The 16,536-nt window shown below is 60.4% G+C and carries 14 protein-coding genes; 11 read left to right on the top strand and 3 right to left on the bottom strand.

The window, feature by feature from the left end; all coding sequences use genetic code 11:
• The first annotated feature begins 73 nt into the window (after positions 1-73).
• Positions 74-1,048, top strand: a complete 975-nt coding sequence (locus MUM_RS0104110) for an alpha/beta hydrolase family protein (RefSeq protein ID WP_010167262.1) — start codon at positions 74-76, stop codon at positions 1,046-1,048.
• A 118-nt stretch (positions 1,049-1,166) separates the two neighbouring features.
• Here the strand turns inward: MUM_RS0104110 and MUM_RS0104115 are convergent, their stop codons facing one another.
• The 3 genes from MUM_RS0104115 to MUM_RS0104125 are packed head-to-tail and all read right to left on the bottom strand — an operon-like array spanning position 1,167 to position 3,626.
• Positions 1,167-1,934 (bottom strand): TerB family tellurite resistance protein, encoded by a 768-nt coding sequence (locus tag MUM_RS0104115; protein ID WP_010167264.1) that lies wholly within the window; start codon positions 1,932-1,934, stop codon positions 1,167-1,169.
• Position 1,935: 1 nt separating this feature from the next.
• Complete coding sequence (gene murU / locus MUM_RS0104120; RefSeq protein WP_010167266.1) at positions 1,936-2,610, bottom strand: N-acetylmuramate alpha-1-phosphate uridylyltransferase MurU; 675 nt, start codon at positions 2,608-2,610, stop codon at positions 1,936-1,938.
• Positions 2,607-3,626 carry an aminoglycoside phosphotransferase family protein gene (locus MUM_RS0104125; RefSeq protein ID WP_010167268.1) on the bottom strand — a complete coding sequence of 340 codons (1,020 nt, stop codon included), beginning with the start codon at positions 3,624-3,626 and terminating at the stop codon, positions 2,607-2,609. Before MUM_RS0104125 ends, murU begins: the two co-directional genes overlap by 4 nt.
• 130 nt (positions 3,627-3,756) lie before the next feature.
• On the opposite strand from MUM_RS0104125, the gene MUM_RS0104130 reads away from it, so the two are divergent.
• From MUM_RS0104130 to MUM_RS0104175, 10 genes are all read left to right on the top strand, one after another.
• Entirely contained in the window at positions 3,757-6,555 is a 2,799-nt protein-coding gene (locus MUM_RS0104130) for an LPS-assembly protein LptD (RefSeq protein WP_010167270.1), read from the top strand.
• Complete coding sequence (locus MUM_RS0104135) at positions 6,536-7,873, top strand: peptidylprolyl isomerase (RefSeq protein WP_442962323.1); 1,338 nt, start codon at positions 6,536-6,538, stop codon at positions 7,871-7,873. Before MUM_RS0104130 ends, MUM_RS0104135 begins: the two co-directional genes overlap by 20 nt.
• Positions 7,870-8,859 carry a 4-hydroxythreonine-4-phosphate dehydrogenase PdxA gene (gene pdxA, locus MUM_RS0104140; RefSeq protein ID WP_010167274.1) on the top strand — a complete coding sequence of 330 codons (990 nt, stop codon included), beginning with the start codon at positions 7,870-7,872 and terminating at the stop codon, positions 8,857-8,859. The genes MUM_RS0104135 and pdxA overlap by 4 nt, the downstream gene beginning before the upstream one ends.
• The gene (gene rsmA, locus MUM_RS0104145; RefSeq protein ID WP_010167276.1) at positions 8,856-9,668 is read left to right on the top strand and encodes a 16S rRNA (adenine(1518)-N(6)/adenine(1519)-N(6))-dimethyltransferase RsmA; all 813 of its coding nucleotides are present in this window, start codon (positions 8,856-8,858) and stop codon (positions 9,666-9,668) included. The genes pdxA and rsmA overlap by 4 nt, the downstream gene beginning before the upstream one ends.
• Before the next feature lie 107 nt (positions 9,669-9,775).
• The gene (gene apaG / locus MUM_RS0104150) at positions 9,776-10,156 is read left to right on the top strand and encodes a Co2+/Mg2+ efflux protein ApaG (RefSeq protein ID WP_003210996.1); all 381 of its coding nucleotides are present in this window, start codon (positions 9,776-9,778) and stop codon (positions 10,154-10,156) included.
• Positions 10,156-11,007, top strand: coding sequence for a symmetrical bis(5'-nucleosyl)-tetraphosphatase (locus tag MUM_RS0104155; protein ID WP_010167277.1), 852 nt, complete (start codon positions 10,156-10,158; stop codon positions 11,005-11,007). Before apaG ends, MUM_RS0104155 begins: the two co-directional genes overlap by 1 nt.
• Before the next feature lie 34 nt (positions 11,008-11,041).
• Positions 11,042-11,371: a thiosulfate sulfurtransferase GlpE gene (glpE, locus tag MUM_RS0104160; protein ID WP_010167278.1), complete on the top strand. Its 330-nt coding sequence runs from the start codon at positions 11,042-11,044 to the stop codon at positions 11,369-11,371.
• Positions 11,372-11,656: 285 nt separating this feature from the next.
• Positions 11,657-13,579, top strand: a complete 1,923-nt coding sequence (locus tag MUM_RS0104165) for a PrkA family serine protein kinase (RefSeq protein ID WP_003210999.1) — start codon at positions 11,657-11,659, stop codon at positions 13,577-13,579.
• A 126-nt stretch (positions 13,580-13,705) separates the two neighbouring features.
• A complete protein-coding gene (locus MUM_RS0104170) occupies positions 13,706-14,977 on the top strand; it encodes a YeaH/YhbH family protein (RefSeq protein WP_003211000.1) in 1,272 nt (423 codons plus the stop codon).
• Positions 14,974-16,536, top strand: coding sequence for a SpoVR family protein (locus MUM_RS0104175; protein ID WP_010167279.1), 1,563 nt, complete (start codon positions 14,974-14,976; stop codon positions 16,534-16,536). The genes MUM_RS0104170 and MUM_RS0104175 overlap by 4 nt, the downstream gene beginning before the upstream one ends.

Here is a 16,536-nt window from a genome sequence, read left to right on the forward strand (position 1 = left end):
CACGTCTCATCTCACTGACAAACACTGACCAACCCATTAGGCTGCCGGAATCACTTCTGGCCGGAAATCAACGATGCCACTTCTCCACCGCTCGGCACTGCCAGCATTGTGCCTGTCGCTGCTGTTTACCAGCGCCTTTTGTGTCGAGGCCGCCGACACTCCCGCTCCCGCCCCGGAAAAACCCGTGGCGCGCCAGCCTTTGCCGGAACGCAGCCAGGAAGAAGCCAACGCCCTGGAGCGACAAATCCCGCAACAGGAGCAGCAACAGCTGCAAGCAGGCAGCGATTCCTTCCTCGCCCTGTGGAAGCCGGCCAACAGTGGCGAGCCTGAAGGCGTGGTGATTATCGTCCCGGGCAACGGCGAAAGTGCTGACTGGCCTCAAGCAATCGGCCCATTGCGCCAGAAACTGCCGGACGCCGCCTGGGGCACCCTGAGCTTGTCACTGCCGGACCTGACCCTCGACACGCTGCCGCCACGGGTCATCGAATCACCCAAAGCGGCGGTGGACACCAGCAGCAAAGACGCGAGCACCGTTGCCAAACCCGTTGAGCAAGCTGCCAGCGCTGAAGCCGAAGGCACCGACCCGGCCGTGGTTCCCGGCAGCGATGAACAAGACAAGACTGACGCCTCGCGAATCTTCGCGCGCATTGATGCCGCCCTCGCCTTCGCCCAGACCCAGAACGCCCGCAGCATTGTGCTGCTCGGCCACGGCACCGGCGCCTGGTGGGCGGCACGTTACCTGAGTGAAAAACAACCGGCGCAGGTGCAGAAATTCGTCATGGTCGCCGCGCAGACGCCAGTGGGCCGTGAACCGGACCTGCAACAACTGGCACCCAAACTGAAGCTGGCGACGGCGGATCTGTTCTATCAGGACAGCGAGCAGGCGCGCAAAACCGCCCTGGAACGTTCCCAGGCCAGCAAGCGCTTGAAGAATGACAACTACAAGCAGGTGTCCCTGAAGGCCTTCCCCGATAACAGCGCGGCCGGACAAGAGCAACTGTACCGGCGGGTACGCGGGTGGTTGAGCCCACAAGCCAGCGGGAGTTGAGCGCAGTTTTTGAAACGCATGAAGACCAACTGTGGGAGCTGACTTACCTGCGATGGCATCACCTCGGCGCATCAGTGAGACCGAGTTGCCCGCATCGCAGGCAAGCCAGCTCCCACCTTTAGCGAAAGTCCCGCCGTTCGCGAATCAGCGCATAGGCGTTATGCAACTCCCGGGTACGTTCGGTCGCCTCGCGCACTTGGGCCGGGCTGGCGCCACTGCCGGCAATCTTGTCCGGGTGATGCCGGCTGAGCAGGCGCCGGTACGCGCGTTTGATCACTGACGGCTCGGTGGTGGCGGTCACCCCCAGAATCCGCAGCGCTTCCTGATACGCCCCACCGCGATTGGCCAATGGCTTGCGCTCAGGCTCGTAGTCAGCGGCCAGTGCCTGGATCTGCTGAACCGTCCACCCCAACCATTTGCCCCATTGCTCAATCAATTCGCGCTCGGCAGTACTGGCCTTGCCGTCCGCCCAGGCCATGCGCCAACAGGCACGCAGCACGCCTTCCGCTGCATGGGGTTGGGCCTTGAGCACGCCCAAATAACTGCGCACCCGGTCCGAGCCGGACTTGCCGCGATTGAACGCGGCAATGGCGCGGCGTTGGGCCGGCTCGGCCATGTCCAGCGAGCGCATTTCCTGGCGCGCCTGCTGGATATGCCCGTCCACCACCCGGCCATTGCTCTTGGCCAGGCGGCCCAGCAACACGAACAGTAATTCATCGTTACGCAGCGCCGGCCGACCGCCGAGGCGCTCGCGCAATTGCGCCCAGCTTTGCAGCTCCAGGCGCCGGTCCAGCGCCTGGCCCAGCAGTGCGCCCAACATGGCCCCCGGAATGCTGGCAATGGCAAAGCCCGCCCCGGCTCCAATCAGAGTCCCTGGCCACAACATCCTAGTGCCCCGCTGTCAGCAGGGTTTCGACTTGCGCCAGGCGCTCCAGCGTCCCGACATCGATCCAGCGTCCACTCATGTGCTCCCCCGTCACCAACCCTTTGGCCATGGCGTCACGCAGCAGCGGCGCCAGCTTGAAGGCACCCGCACTGCACCCCGCGAACAACTTCGGGTCGAGCACGGAAATGCCACTGAAGGTCAGGTTATCGGCACCGGGGGCGGCATCATGAAGCGCACCGTCCTTTATGTAGAAGTCACCGCCGGACGGATGATGCGCCGGGTTGTCGACCATCACCAGGTGGGCCAGGCCGTTCAATGGCCGGTCAAGGCTGGCGAAGTCGTAGTCGGTCCAGATATCGCCATTGACCACCAGGAACGGTTCGTCACCCAGCAGCGGCAAGGCTTTGAAAATCCCGCCGCCGGTTTCCAGCGGCTCGCCTTCAGCCGAGTACTGGATGCGTACGCCGTACTGGGAACCGTCACCCAGGTAGCCTTCAATCTGCTGGCCGAGCCAGGCATGGTTGATGACGATATCGGTAAAGCCCGCTTTCGCCAGCGCCTCAAGGTGATACTCGATCAGGCGCTTGCCGCCGGCCTGGATCAGCGGCTTGGGCGTGTGCAAGGTCAGCGGACGCATCCGCTCACCTTTGCCGGCGGCCAGGATCATGGCCTTCATAAGACCGCCTCGACGCGCAGGCTCGCCAGCAACTCACCCAGTTCGCTCAGCTCTGGCCGGTCCGCCAGCACCGCCTCTATATAAGCAAAGAAGCGCGGCACGTCCGCCAGGTAGCGTGGCTTGCCGTCGCGATGGCAGATGCGCGCGAAGATCCCGATCACCTTCAGGTGACGCTGCACGCCCATCAGGTCGCTGGCCCGCAGGAATTCCTCGAAGTCCGCCTGCACCGGGATGCCCAACGCGCCGGCACGTTCCCAGTACCCGCGCTGCCATTCCCGCACGCGAGCCTGGGGCCAGCTGAGGAATGCGTCCTTGAACAGGCAGGTGATGTCGTAGGTCACCGGGCCGTAGACCGCATCCTGGAAATCCAGCACGCCGGGGTTTGGCTCGCTGATCATCAGGTTGCGCGGCATATAGTCGCGATGCACCAGCACCTTGGGTTGGGCCAGGGCGCTGTCGATCAGGTGGTCGCTCACGCGCTGCCACAGGGCAAGTTGCCGGGCATCAAACTCAATGCCCAGCTCACGGCGAACGTACCACTCCGGAAACAATTCCAGCTCGCGACGTAACAGCGCAACGTCATAGCTGGGCAACGGGGCCTCCATCGGCAATTGCTGGAAAGCCAGCAAGGCGTCGATGGCATCGACGAACAATTGATCGGCATTTTCAGCCTCAATCACGTCTAAATAAGTTTTTTTCCCCAGGTCGCTCAGCAAAAGAAAGCCGCGAAGCAGATCTTGCGCATAAATTTTCGGAACATTTATTCCCGATTGTTCGAGCAAATGAGCGATATCGACGAAAGGTTTGCAGTTTTCCTGGGGGGGTGGAGCGTCCATTACGACGAAACTGCGACCGCCTCCATCCCATCGGAAGTAACGCCTGAAACTCGCGTCACTGCTGGCCGCAGTCAACGTGGCCGGGGGTACGACACCCCAACCCTGAGCGGTAAAAAGGCGAGGCAATTGCTCATCAAGCCAGACTTGCAGCTGTTGCAAACGTAGATCTTGGTCGGGCATTACAAGGGTCTCCGACGGCGCTAGCCGTCAAGCGGGTCATGCTTTATTATCACGCATCTTTTTCAGACCATCGAGAGGCGTGCGGCCCACACCGCGGGCAGATGGCACGCAGGAAGCCCGGACTAATAAGATGGCATTGAAATCCCCCGCGTTTCGTAGAAAATTTCCGTTGCTGGTAACCGGCAGTCTGCTGGCCATGCAACCTTTCGCCACCTCATTCGTGGTCGCCGCGGAACAGTATGACTGCTCAGTCTCTGCTTCGGGTGCCTGGGATTGCGCGCCGAAGACGGCCGCAGCCCCGCTGCCACCACGCCCGGTGCATGACGGCAGTGCCGTCAGCTCCGCCAGCGGCACGCCGCAAGGCGAGTCTGCCGGTGGTGCCGAGGCCGTGCCGCAGACCGCACTGGTCACCGAAGCCAAGGGCCGGGGCCTGCGTTCGCGCAGCGCCGACTACAGCCATCTGGACTGGGTCCCTCGCGAGAAGCTCACCGCTGCGCAACTGGCCGAAACCGGCCCGTATTGCTCCGGCGCGTACATCGAGCCGATTCGTCCTGGCATGAACGACAAGACGAACAAGAGCGACGCACCGACCTTCATCGGTGCCAAGGCCTCTCGTTACGAGCAGGAACAACAGATTGCCTCCCTGGCCGGTGACGTCGTCATGCGCCAGGGCAGCATGCAGGTCGAGGCCGACGAGGCCAACCTGTACCAGGCCGAGAACCGTGGCGAGCTGAACGGCAACGTCCGTCTGCGCGACAACGGCGCCCTGCTGGTGGGCGACCACGCCGAAGTCCAACTGGACACCGGCGCCGCCAAGGTCGACAACGCCGAATACGTGATGCACAAATCGCGCATCCGCGGCAACGCGCTGTACGCCAAGCGTGCAGAGAACGCGATCATCCGTCTCAAGGACGGTACGTACACCACCTGTGAGCCGAACAGCAACGCCTGGCAGCTCAAGGGCAACAACATCACGCTCAACCCGGCTACCGGTTTCGGTACCGCGACCAACGTGACGTTGCGAGTGAAGGACATTCCGATCCTTTACACCCCGTACATCTATTTCCCGATCGACAACCGTCGTCAATCCGGCTTCCTGCCGCCGAGCTTCAGCACCGGCGGCGAGACTGGCTTCACGTTGGTTACGCCGTACTACTTCAACCTGGCGCCGAACTACGACGCCACGTTGTACCCGCAATACATGACCAAGCGCGGCCTGTTGATGGAAGGCGAGTTCCGCTACCTCACCAAGTCCAGCGAAGGCCAGTTCGGCGGCGCGTACCTGAACGATGATAACGACGAGCGCAAAAACCAGACCGACTACGAAAAAACCCGCTACATGCTCAACTGGCAGCACAAGGGCGGTCTGGATTCACGCCTGCTGACACAGGTCGACTACACCAAGATCAGCGACCCGTATTACTTCCAGGACCTGAAGTCGTACCAGATTGGCGTTCAGAGCCAGGAATACGTCAACCAACAGGGTTCCGTAAGCTATCGCGGCGACAGCTATACGGCGCGATTGAACGTCCAGGCTTATCAGCTGGCGACTATCTCCAATATTACGCCTTACAACAGGCTGCCCCAGCTCACGTTCAACGGCACGCTGCCATATCATCCAGCCGGTCTGGAGTTTGCCTATGAGACTGAGGCAGTCAGGTTCGAACGAGACCTTGAGAACGGCACGTTTACCGACGAGGACGGCCTTACATCTGACCGACTCGATAAAAACGTAGCCGGCCTGAACCGTGCGAACGGTAACCGCCTGAACCTGGCACCTAGCGTCTCGCTGCCACTGAACTGGACCTACGGTTTCATCACGCCGAAGTTGAAGTACGTTTACACCAAGTACGATCTGGACTTGGACAGCATCGGCAAGAATGACCTGGTCACCAATCGCCTTGGCTCCTCCTCGCTTGGCGAGAGCTTCAAAAGCTCTGAGGACCGTGCAGTACCGATCGCCAGTATCGATAGCGGCCTTTACTTTGACCGCAATACCCAATGGTTCGGCGACAACTATCGCCAAACCCTGGAACCACGCTTGTTCTACCTCTATGTACCTGAGAAAGATCAAACCGACATTCCGGTATTCGACACCAGTGAGACAACGTTTAACTACTCATCGCTGTTCCGCGACAACCGCTTCGTCGGAAGCGACCGTATCGGCGACGAGAACAAACTGTCCCTCGGCGTGACCAGCCGCTGGATTCAGGACAACGGCTTCGAGCGTCAACGCGTCTCCATCGGCCAGGCCCTGTACTTCAAGGATCGCGAAGTCCAGTTGCCAGGTATTGATGCCAAGACCCGCGACGATGCGCACTCGAACGTCTCCCCTATCGCACTGGATTACGAGTTCCGCTTCAACCGCGACTGGCGCGCTACTGCAGACTATAACTGGGACACCGACAGCCACAGCCCACGCTCCGGGAGCGCGATGTTCCACTATCAGCCGGAAGACAACCCGAACAAGGTTATCAACGTCGGCTACCGCTATCGCAATGACCAGGTCGTCTACAACCAGTCGACGGGCAAGTGGCAGTTCGGCGGCGACTATGGCACTCCGGGCACCGACAACTTCGTGAAGGATTACTACAAAATCCAGCAACACGACTTCTCGATGATGTGGCCGATCATTCCGCAGTGGAACCTGATCACCCGCTGGCAGTATGACTATGCCCGCAACCGCACCCTGGAAGCCTTTGGTGGTTTCGAGTACGACAACTGCTGTTGGAAACTGCGTGTAATCAACCGTTACTGGGTCTCCAACGACGAATACACCCAGGCTGCCCCGCTGAACGAAAAGGGTGACCACGGGCTCTTCTTCCAAGTCGTCCTTAAAGGACTCGGCGGCCTGACCGGCGCCAAGGTAGAGAGCTTCCTCGACAAAGGCATTGAAGGTTATCGTGAACGTGAAGACCAAGCTTTCTGATTGTCTGCGCCCGCTGATGCTGGGCGCGCTGTTCCTGGGTACTGCCGCCGCTCACGCGGCGGTTCAACCGCTGGACAAGGTAGTGGCCATCGTCGATAACGACGTGATCATGCAGAGCCAACTGGACCAACGGGTCAAGGAAGTTCAGCAAACCATCGCCAAACGTGGCGGCGGCGTCCCCCCTACCAGCGTGCTGGACCAACAGGTGCTTGAGCGCCTGATCGTTGAAAACCTGCAACTGCAGATCGGCGATCGTTCCGGTATCCGTATCAGCGACGAAGAATTGAACCAGGCTGTCGGCACCATCGCCCAGCGCAACAACATGAGTGTTGATCAGTTCCGCGCCGCCCTGGCTCACGACGGCCTGTCCTATGAGGACGCCCGTGACCAGATTCGTCGCGAAATGATCATCAGCCGTGTGCGTCAGCGCCGTGTGGCCGAGCGGGTTCAGGTGTCCGAGCAGGAAGTGAAGAACTTCCTGGCCTCTGACCTCGGCAAGATGCAGCTTTCCGAAGAGCTGCACCTGGCCAATATCCTGATCCCTACGCCAGACAGCGCGAATGCCGAACAGCTCAATGCTGCAGCGGCGAAAACCCAGGCTATCTATGACCGTCTCAAGCAAGGTGCTGACTTTGCGCAGATGGCCATTGCCCAGTCCGGCAGCGATAACGCCCTCGAAGGCGGTGACATGGGCTGGCGTAAAGCCGCGCAACTGCCACCTCCGTTCGACCGCGAGCTGAGCGCCATGGAAGTCGGTGGCATCACCCAGCCGGCCCGTACGCCGGGCGGCTTCATCATCCTCAAGTTGCTCGGCAAGCGTGGCGGCGAAGAAGCCCAGATGAAGGACGAAGTTCACGTTCGTCACATCCTGGTCAAGCCAAGCGAGATCCGTACCGAAGCACAAACCAAGGAACTGGCGCAGAAGCTCTATGACCGCATCGAAGCGGGCGAAGACTTCGGCGAACTGGCCAAGAGCTACTCCGAAGACCCGGGTTCGGCGCTTAACGGCGGCGATTTGAACTGGATCGATCCGAAAGCATTGGTTCCAGAGTTCCAGGACGTCATGGCCAAGACTCCGCAAGGCGTATTGTCCAAACCGTTCAAGACCCAATACGGCTGGCATGTGCTGGAAGTCCTTGGCCGTCGCGCCACTGACAACACCGCTCAGGCCCGCGAGCAACAAGCACTGACCGTACTGCGTAACCGCAAGTACGATGAAGAGCTGCAGACTTGGTTGCGTCAGATCCGTGACGAAGCCTACGTTGAGAACAAGCTTCCTGGTGCCGACCAAACAGGCACCGACCAGGCAGCCCAGTGAAACCCAAGCGTTTCGCATTGACACCCGGCGAGCCGGCCGGCATTGGTCCTGACCTGTGCCTGCTGCTCGCCTCGCACCCCCAGCCACACCCCCTGATTGCCATTACCAGCCGCGACCTGCTCATTGAGCGGGCCGCGCAGCTGCGTGTGGTTGTCGATCTGCTGTCGGTAGGCCCGGGCAACTGGCCTGATCTGCCGGCGCCGGCCAACAGCCTGTACGTGTGGGATACCCCGCTGCCAGCCAAGGTCGTCGCCGGGCAACTGGACAAGGCCAATGCTGCCTTTGTCCTGGAAACCCTGACACGGGCCGGCCAAGGCTGCATCGACGGGGATTTCGCCGGGATGATCACCGCCCCCGTGCACAAGGGCGTGATCAACGAATCGGGCATCGCCTTTTCCGGCCATACCGAATTCCTCGCTGAGCTGACCCTTACCGAACAAGTGGTGATGATGCTGGCAACGGGCGACCTGCGGGTGGCACTGGTGACCACTCACCTGCCCCTGCGCGAGATTGCCGACGCCATTACCCCCGAGCGACTGGAGCGTGTCACACGCATCCTGCACGCCGACCTGCAACAGAAATTCGGCATCGCCCACCCACGCATCCTGGTCTGCGGGCTCAACCCCCACGCCGGTGAAGGTGGCCACCTGGGCCATGAAGAAATCGACATCATCGAACCAACCCTGGAGCGTCTGCGCCTTGAGGGCATGGACCTGCGCGGCCCATTGCCTGCCGACACTCTGTTTACCCCCAAATATCTGGAGCACTGCGATGCAGTGCTGGCGATGTACCATGACCAGGGGCTGCCCGTGCTGAAGTACAAAGGCTTCGGCGCTGCGGTCAACGTGACACTGGGCCTGCCGATCATCCGCACCTCCGTCGACCATGGCACCGCCCTGGACCTCGCCGGCAGCGGCAAGATCGATACCGGCAGCCTGCACGTGGCCCTGGAAACCGCCTATCAGATGGCCGAGACCCGTATATGACCGAGCATTACCAACACCGGGCGCGCAAGCGCTTCGGGCAAAACTTCCTGCACGACGCTGGCGTGATTGATCGCATCCTGCGCTCCATTCACGCCAAGCCCGAAGACCGCCTGCTAGAAATCGGCCCGGGCCAGGGCGCCCTTACCCAAGGCCTGCTGAAGAGCGGCGGCCAGCTGGACGTGGTTGAGCTGGACAAGGACCTGATCCCGATCCTCAACCAGCAATTCGCCAGCATGCCCAACTTCAACCTGCATCAGGGCGATGCACTGAAGTTCGACTTCAACAGCCTCAACGCCGCGCCCAACAGCCTGCGTGTGGTCGGCAACCTGCCGTACAACATCTCCACCCCGCTGATTTTTCACCTGCTGAACAACGCCGGCATCATCCGCGACATGCACTTCATGCTGCAAAAGGAAGTGGTCGAGCGTCTGGCTGCGGGCCCTGGCGGTGGTGACTGGGGTCGTCTGTCGATCATGGTTCAGTACCATTGCCGGGTTGAGCATCTATTCAACGTTGGGCCTGGCGCATTCAACCCGCCGCCGAAGGTCGACTCCGCCATCGTGCGCCTGGTGCCTCACGCGGTGTTGCCGCACCCGGCCAAAGATCACAAATTGCTGGAGCGCGTGGTGCGCGAAGCGTTCAACCAACGCCGCAAGACCCTGCGCAATACGCTCAAGGCCTTGCTCAGCAACGCCGAAATCGAAGCCGCCGGCGTCGACGGCAGCCTGCGCCCCGAGCAACTGGACCTGGCCGCCTTCGTGCGCCTGGCTGATCAGCTCGCCATTCAGCCAGCGCCAGCGGCTGAATAAAGCAAAGTCGGGCACGGCCAGACAGCATGTCTGGCCTAGTGCCCATCAGTTGGCCTAGACTGACCGGCATCCGCTGTTCCCCCGCTTTTGCTTTTAAGGCCTCTTGCATGTCCGATCCTCGTTATCAGATCGACGTCAGCGTCGTCACCCGCTTTCTGGCGGAACAATCGCAACCCGAGCAGAACCGTTTTGCGTTCGCCTACACCATTACGGTGCAAAACAACGGTGAACTGCCCGCCAAGCTGCTGTCGCGCCACTGGGTCATCACCGACGGTGACGGCCAGGTCGAGGAAGTACGCGGCGCCGGCGTGGTCGGCCAACAACCGCTGATCGCCCCCGGCAAGAGCCACACCTACAGCAGTGGCACCGTCATGACCTCCCGCGTCGGCAATATGCAAGGCAGCTACCAGATGCTCGCCGACGACGGTAAACACTTCGACGCCATCATCGCCCCGTTCCGCCTGGCAGTGCCGGGAGCCCTGCACTGATGGCGACGTACGCTGTCGGCGACCTGCAAGGCTGTCTGGAACCGCTCAAATGCCTGCTCGACCGTGTGGCCTTCGACCCGGCCAAGGATCGCCTGTGGCTCGTGGGCGACCTGGTCAACCGTGGCCCGCAATCCCTGGAGACCCTGCGCTTCCTTTATGGCATGCGCGATTCCCTGGTGTGCGTGCTGGGCAACCATGACCTGCACCTGCTGGCGGCCGGCAATAACATCGAGCGCCTGAAAAAGGGCGACACCCTGCGGGAAATCCTCGAGGCGCCGGACCGCGCCGAGTTGCTTGACTGGTTGCGCCGGCAAAAAATCATGCACTACGACGAAAGCCGCGACATGGCGCTGGTGCATGCCGGCATTCCGCCACAGTGGACGCTGAAGAAAGCCCTGAAGTGCGCAGGCGAAGTCGAAGCTGCCCTGGCCGACGACAACCTGTACACAGCTTATCTGGACGGCATGTACGGCAACGATCCCGTGAAGTGGGATAACGAACTCACCGGCGTCGCCCGCCTGCGGGTGATCACCAACTACTTCACCCGCATGCGCTTCTGCACCGCCGAAGGCAAGCTGGACCTCAAGAGCAAGGAAGGCGCCGACACTGCCCTGCCCGGCTACAAACCCTGGTTCGCTCACAAGGAGCGCAAGACCCGTGACACGAAGATCATCTTCGGCCACTGGGCAGCCCTGGAAGGCAAATGTGATGAACCGGGCGTGTTCGCCCTCGACACCGGTTGCGTGTGGGGCGGCGCCATGACCCTGATGAACATCGACACTGGCGAGCGTTCCAGCTGCCAGTGCGACGCCCCGATCCCCGAACAACTGCAGGCCACGGCAAAGCGCTGAACCGCGCTTTCATACAGGCCAAAAGGAGCCCGCCATGACTGAATTCAAACGTATCCCGCCCGAACAAGCCCAGGCCCTGCGCGAGCAAGGCGCCGTGGTGGTCGACATCCGCGACCAGCCGACCTACATCGCCGGCCACATCACTGGCGCCCAACACCTGGACAACCACAACATCGCCGACTTCATCCGTGCCGCCGACCTCGACGCGCCGGTGATTGTGGCGTGCTACCACGGCAACTCCAGCCAAAGCGCGGCGGCCTATCTGGTCAGCCAGGGCTTCTCCGACGTCTACAGCCTGGACGGTGGCTTTGAGCTATGGCGTGCGACCTATCCTGCAGAAATTGCCGCAGGCGACGCGCAATAATTTTTTTCAAACCCCTCTATCCCGCGTGACGCTTGGCCTAGCGCCGTTTCTGACGAACGGCGCGGCCAAACTAATTTCGTATCGCGCCTTGACCTCCCTGATTCCGAACTATCCTTAAGCGCAGGCCATCCAAAACAGGGGAGAGCCGGTACACCGGCGTGCGGGTCATCGGTAGCGTTTCAGGGTGTTCTGGGGGGAAAACGGCCATTGGTGTCCACCAATGACTGCCAGCATCGACTGATTGATCCGGCGTCGGCTCCACGTATCGAGCGAGGTGACGACGTCATGAGTATTTTTAGCCACTTCCAACAACGCTTCGAGTCCACCCGCCAGGAAGAGCTCTCGCTTCAGGAGTATCTCGAACTGTGCAAAAAGGACCGCAGCGCCTACGCGTCTGCCGCTGAACGCCTGCTACTGGCGATCGGCGAGCCGGAGCTGGTAGACACCGCAGCCAATTCGCGCCTGTCGCGAATTTTCTCGAACAAGGTGATCCGCCGCTACCCGGCCTTTGAAGACTTCCACGGCATGGAAGAATGCATTGACCAGATCGTCTCGTATTTCCGCCATGCCGCCCAAGGCCTGGAAGAGAAGAAACAGATCCTCTACCTGCTCGGTCCCGTCGGCGGCGGCAAGTCGTCCCTGGCCGAGAAACTCAAACAACTGATCGAGAAGGTGCCGTTCTACGCCATCAAGGGCTCGCCGGTGTTCGAGTCGCCCCTGGGGCTGTTCAACGCCACGGAAGATGGCGCGATCCTCGAAGAAGACTTCGGCATTCCACGACGCTACCTCAACACCATCATGTCGCCCTGGGCGACCAAGCGCCTGGCCGAGTTTGGCGGCGACATCAGCCAATTCCGGGTGGTGAAGCTCTATCCATCGATCCTCAACCAGATTGCCGTGGCCAAGACCGAACCGGGTGACGAAAACAACCAGGACATCTCGGCGCTAGTGGGTAAGGTCGATATCCGTAAACTGGAAGAATTCCCGCAGAACGATGCCGACGCGTACAGCTACTCGGGCGCACTGTGCCGGGCCAACCAGGGCCTGATGGAATTCGTGGAGATGTTCAAGGCCCCTATCAAGGTGCTGCACCCACTGCTCACCGCCACCCAGGAAGGTAACTACAACAGCACCGAGGGCCTGGGGGCAATTCCGTTTACCGGGATCCTGCTGGCCCACTCCAACGAATCGGAATGGCACACCTTCCGCAACAACAAGAACAACGAAGCCTTCATCGACCGGATCTACATCGTCAAGGTGCCGTACTGCCTGCGGGTCAGCGATGAAATCAAGATTTACGACAAACTACTGTTCAACAGCTCCCTGGCCAAGGCCCATTGCGCGCCTGACACCCTGAAGATGCTTGCCCAGTTCACCGTCCTGTCGCGCCTCAAGGAGCCGGAAAACTCCAACATCTACTCGAAGATGCGGGTATACGACGGCGAAAACCTCAAGGACACCGATCCGAAGGCCAAGTCGATCCAGGAATACCGCGACACCGCGGGCGTGGATGAAGGCATGAACGGCCTGTCGACACGCTTTGCGTTCAAGATCCTGTCCAAGGTCTTCAACTTCGACCCGCACGAAATCGCCGCCAACCCGGTGCACCTACTCTACGTGCTGGAACAGCAGATCGAACAGGAACAATTCCAGGCTGAAACCCGCGAGCGCTACCTGCGCTTCCTCAAGGAATACCTGGCACCGCGCTACATCGAGTTCATCGGCAAGGAAATCCAGACCGCGTACCTGGAGTCCTACAGCGAATACGGCCAGAACATCTTCGACCGCTACGTGCTGTACGCAGACTTCTGGATTCAGGACCAGGAATACCGCGACCCGGAAACCGGCGAAATCCTCAACCGCGTAGCCCTCAACGAGGAGCTGGAAAAGATCGAAAAACCCGCCGGCATCAGCAATCCGAAGGATTTCCGCAACGAAATCGTCAACTTCGTGCTGCGCGCCCGGGCCAACAACAACGGCAAGAACCCTACCTGGCTCAGCTACGAGAAGCTGCGGGTGGTCATCGAGAAGAAAATGTTCTCCAACACCGAGGATCTGCTGCCGGTCATCAGCTTCAACGCCAAGGCCAGCAAGGAGGATCAGCAAAAACACAACGACTTCGTCACTCGAATGGTCGAGCGTGGCTACACCGACAAACAGGTACGACTGCTCTCCGAGTGGTACCTGCGGGTTCGCAAATCGCAGTAAGGCAGCGACAAGCGTGAAAGGCCAGGCTCCCGGTACGCCGGACAGCCTGGCAATCGACCGCTTGTCTTTAAGCTTCCAGCTTGCCGCTTGAAGCTTGTAACTTGAAGCTGCCCGGAGGGCTCCCACATGAGCTATGTGATCGACCGACGTCTCAATGGCAAGAACAAGAGCACGGTAAACCGCCAGCGTTTCCTGCGGCGTTACCGTGACCACATCAAAAAGGCCGTCGAAGAGGCCGTCAGCCGCCGCTCCATCACCGACATGGAGCATGGCGAACAGATCAGCATTCCCGGACGTGACATCGATGAACCGGTGCTGCACCACGGCCGGGGCGGCAAACAGACTGTCGTGCACCCCGGCAACAAGGAATTCACCAGCGGCGAACATATCCAGCGCCCCCAAGGCGGTGCGGGCGGCAAAGGCCCGGGCAAGGCCGGCAACTCTGGTGAAGGCATGGATGAATTCGTGTTCCAGATCACCCAGGAAGAGTTCCTGGAGTTCATGTTCGAAGACCTGGAACTGCCCAACCTGGTCAAACGTAATCTGACCGGTACCGACACCTTCAAAACCGTACGTGCCGGCATCAGCAACGAAGGCAACCCGTCACGGATCAACATCATCCGCACCCTCCGCTCGGCCCATGCGCGACGTATAGCCCTGTCTGGCAGCAGCCGGGCGAAACTGCGGGATGCCAAAGCCGAACTGGAACGCCTGAAACGCGAAGAACCGGACAACTTCGGCGATATTCAGGAAATCGAGGCCGAAATCGCCAAACTCAGCGCTCGGATTCACCGCGTGCCGTTTCTCGACACCTTCGACCTGAAGTACAACCTGCTGGTCAAGCAACCCAACCCCAGCTCGAAGGCCGTGATGTTCTGCCTGATGGACGTGTCCGGCTCCATGACCCAGGCGACCAAGGACATCGCCAAGCGCTTCTTCATCCTGCTGTACCTGTTCCTCAAGCGTAACTACGACAAGATCGATGTGGTGTTCATCCGCCATCACACCAGCGCCCGGGAAGTCGACGAAGAGGAGTTCTTCTACTCGCGGGAAACCGGCGGCACCATCGTTTCCAGCGCCTTGAAGCTGATGCAGGAGATCATGGCCGAGCGTTACCCGGCCAACGAGTGGAACATCTACGCCGCCCAGGCTTCCGACGGCGACAACTGGAACGACGACTCGCCGATCTGCCGCGACATCCTGATCAACCAGATCATGCCGTTCGTGCAGTACTACACCTACGTCGAAATCACCCCGCGCGAGCATCAGGCCCTGTGGTTCGAATACGAGCGCATCAGCGAAGCCTTCGCTGACACCTTCGCACAGCAACAATTGGTCTCGGCCGGCGATATCTATCCGGTCTTCCGTGAACTCTTCCAGCGCAGGTTAGTGACATGACCGCCAAAGAGCATAAGCGCCAACCCATATCCACGGGGTCCGAATGGACCTTCGAACTGATCCAGGCCTATGACCGGGAAATCAGCCGCATCGCGGCGGGTTACGCCCTGGATACTTACCCCAACCAGATCGAAGTGATCACCGCCGAACAGATGATGGACGCCTATGCGTCCGTGGGCATGCCCTTGGGCTATCACCACTGGTCCTACGGCAAACACTTCCTCAGCACCGAAAAGTCCTACACCCGCGGCCAGATGGGCCTGGCCTACGAAATCGTCATCAACTCCGACCCATGCATCGCCTACCTGATGGAAGAAAACACCATCTGCATGCAAGCGCTGGTGGTAGCCCACGCGTGCTACGGGCATAACAGCTTTTTCAAGGGCAACTACCTGTTTCGCACCTGGACCGATGCCAGCTCGATCATCGATTACCTGGTGTTCGCCAAGCAGTACATCATGCAGTGCGAGGAGCGCCACGGCATCGATGCGGTGGAAGACCTACTGGATTCCTGCCACGCCCTGATGAACTACGGCGTCGACCGCTACAAGCGCCCTTACCCGATCTCCGCCGAAGAAGAACGCCTGCGCCAGAAGGACCGGGAAGAGCACCTGCAAAAGCAGATCAACGACCTGTGGCGCACCATTCCCAAACGCGCCGGCAAGAACAGCGACAAGGACAATGCGCGCTTCCCCGCCGAACCGCAGGAAAACATCCTGTACTTCCTCGAAAAACACGCGCCGTTGCTGGAGCCCTGGCAGCGGGAAATCGTGCGGATCGTGCGCAAGATTGCCCAGTACTTCTATCCACAGCGCCAGACCCAGGTGATGAACGAGGGCTGGGCCACGTTCTGGCACTACACCCTGATGAACGACCTGTACGACGAAGGCCTGGTCACCGACGGCTTCATGATGGAGTTCCTGACGTCCCACACCAGCGTGGTGTTCCAGCCGGGCTTCGACAGCCCCTACTACAGCGGTATCAACCCGTATGCCCTGGGTTTTGCCATGTACCGGGACATCCGGCGCATGTGCGAACACCCCACCGAAGAAGACCGCCGCTGGTTCCCCGACATCGCCGGCAGCGATTGGCTGTCCACCATCAAGTTCGCCATGAGCAGCTTCAAGGATGAGAGCTTCATCCTGCAGTACCTGTCTCCCCAGGTGATTCGTGACCTCAAGTTGTTCAGCATCATGGATGACGACCTCAAGGACGATCTGCTGGTACCGGCGATCCATGACGAACCGGGTTACCGCACCATCCGCGAAACCCTGGCGGCGCAGTACAACCTGGGCAACCGCGAACCCAACGTGCAGATCTACAGCATCGACGTACGCGGCGATCGCTCGCTGACCCTGCGCCACCAGCAGCACGACCGCAAACCGCTGGGAGAGTCCACTGAGGAGGTCCTCAAGCACCTGCACCGGTTGTGGGGGTTCGATATCCACCTCGAAACGCTGCAAGGCGATCAGGTGATGAAAACCCACCATGTTCCACCCCGCAACGACCACAGCGATAATGACTACGGGCGCCTCGACCTGGCCGTTGTGCATCTGTGA

Origin of the sequence: Pseudomonas sp. PAMC 25886 (assembly GCF_000242655.1) — a bacterium.
Lineage (GTDB): Bacteria > Pseudomonadota > Gammaproteobacteria > Pseudomonadales > Pseudomonadaceae > Aquipseudomonas.

What these genes read in the sequence shown, in the direction of transcription:
- MUM_RS0104170 (WP_003211000.1), top strand. Translation starts at nt 13,706, where the DNA reads ATGAGCTATGTGATCGACCGACGTCTCAATGGCAAGAACAAGAGCACG.
- MUM_RS0104125 (WP_010167268.1), bottom strand. Translation starts at nt 3,626, where the DNA reads ATGCCCGACCAAGATCTACGTTTGCAACAGCTGCAAGTCTGGCTTGAT.
- MUM_RS0104110 (WP_010167262.1), top strand. Translation starts at nt 74, where the DNA reads ATGCCACTTCTCCACCGCTCGGCACTGCCAGCATTGTGCCTGTCGCTG.
- MUM_RS0104130 (WP_010167270.1), top strand. Translation starts at nt 3,757, where the DNA reads ATGGCATTGAAATCCCCCGCGTTTCGTAGAAAATTTCCGTTGCTGGTA.
- apaG (WP_003210996.1), top strand. Translation starts at nt 9,776, where the DNA reads ATGTCCGATCCTCGTTATCAGATCGACGTCAGCGTCGTCACCCGCTTT.
- murU (WP_010167266.1), bottom strand. Translation starts at nt 2,610, where the DNA reads ATGAAGGCCATGATCCTGGCCGCCGGCAAAGGTGAGCGGATGCGTCCG.
- glpE (WP_010167278.1), top strand. Translation starts at nt 11,042, where the DNA reads ATGACTGAATTCAAACGTATCCCGCCCGAACAAGCCCAGGCCCTGCGC.
- MUM_RS0104165 (WP_003210999.1), top strand. Translation starts at nt 11,657, where the DNA reads ATGAGTATTTTTAGCCACTTCCAACAACGCTTCGAGTCCACCCGCCAG.
- MUM_RS0104155 (WP_010167277.1), top strand. Translation starts at nt 10,156, where the DNA reads ATGGCGACGTACGCTGTCGGCGACCTGCAAGGCTGTCTGGAACCGCTC.
- rsmA (WP_010167276.1), top strand. Translation starts at nt 8,856, where the DNA reads ATGACCGAGCATTACCAACACCGGGCGCGCAAGCGCTTCGGGCAAAAC.
- MUM_RS0104175 (WP_010167279.1), top strand. Translation starts at nt 14,974, where the DNA reads ATGACCGCCAAAGAGCATAAGCGCCAACCCATATCCACGGGGTCCGAA.
- MUM_RS0104115 (WP_010167264.1), bottom strand. Translation starts at nt 1,934, where the DNA reads ATGTTGTGGCCAGGGACTCTGATTGGAGCCGGGGCGGGCTTTGCCATT.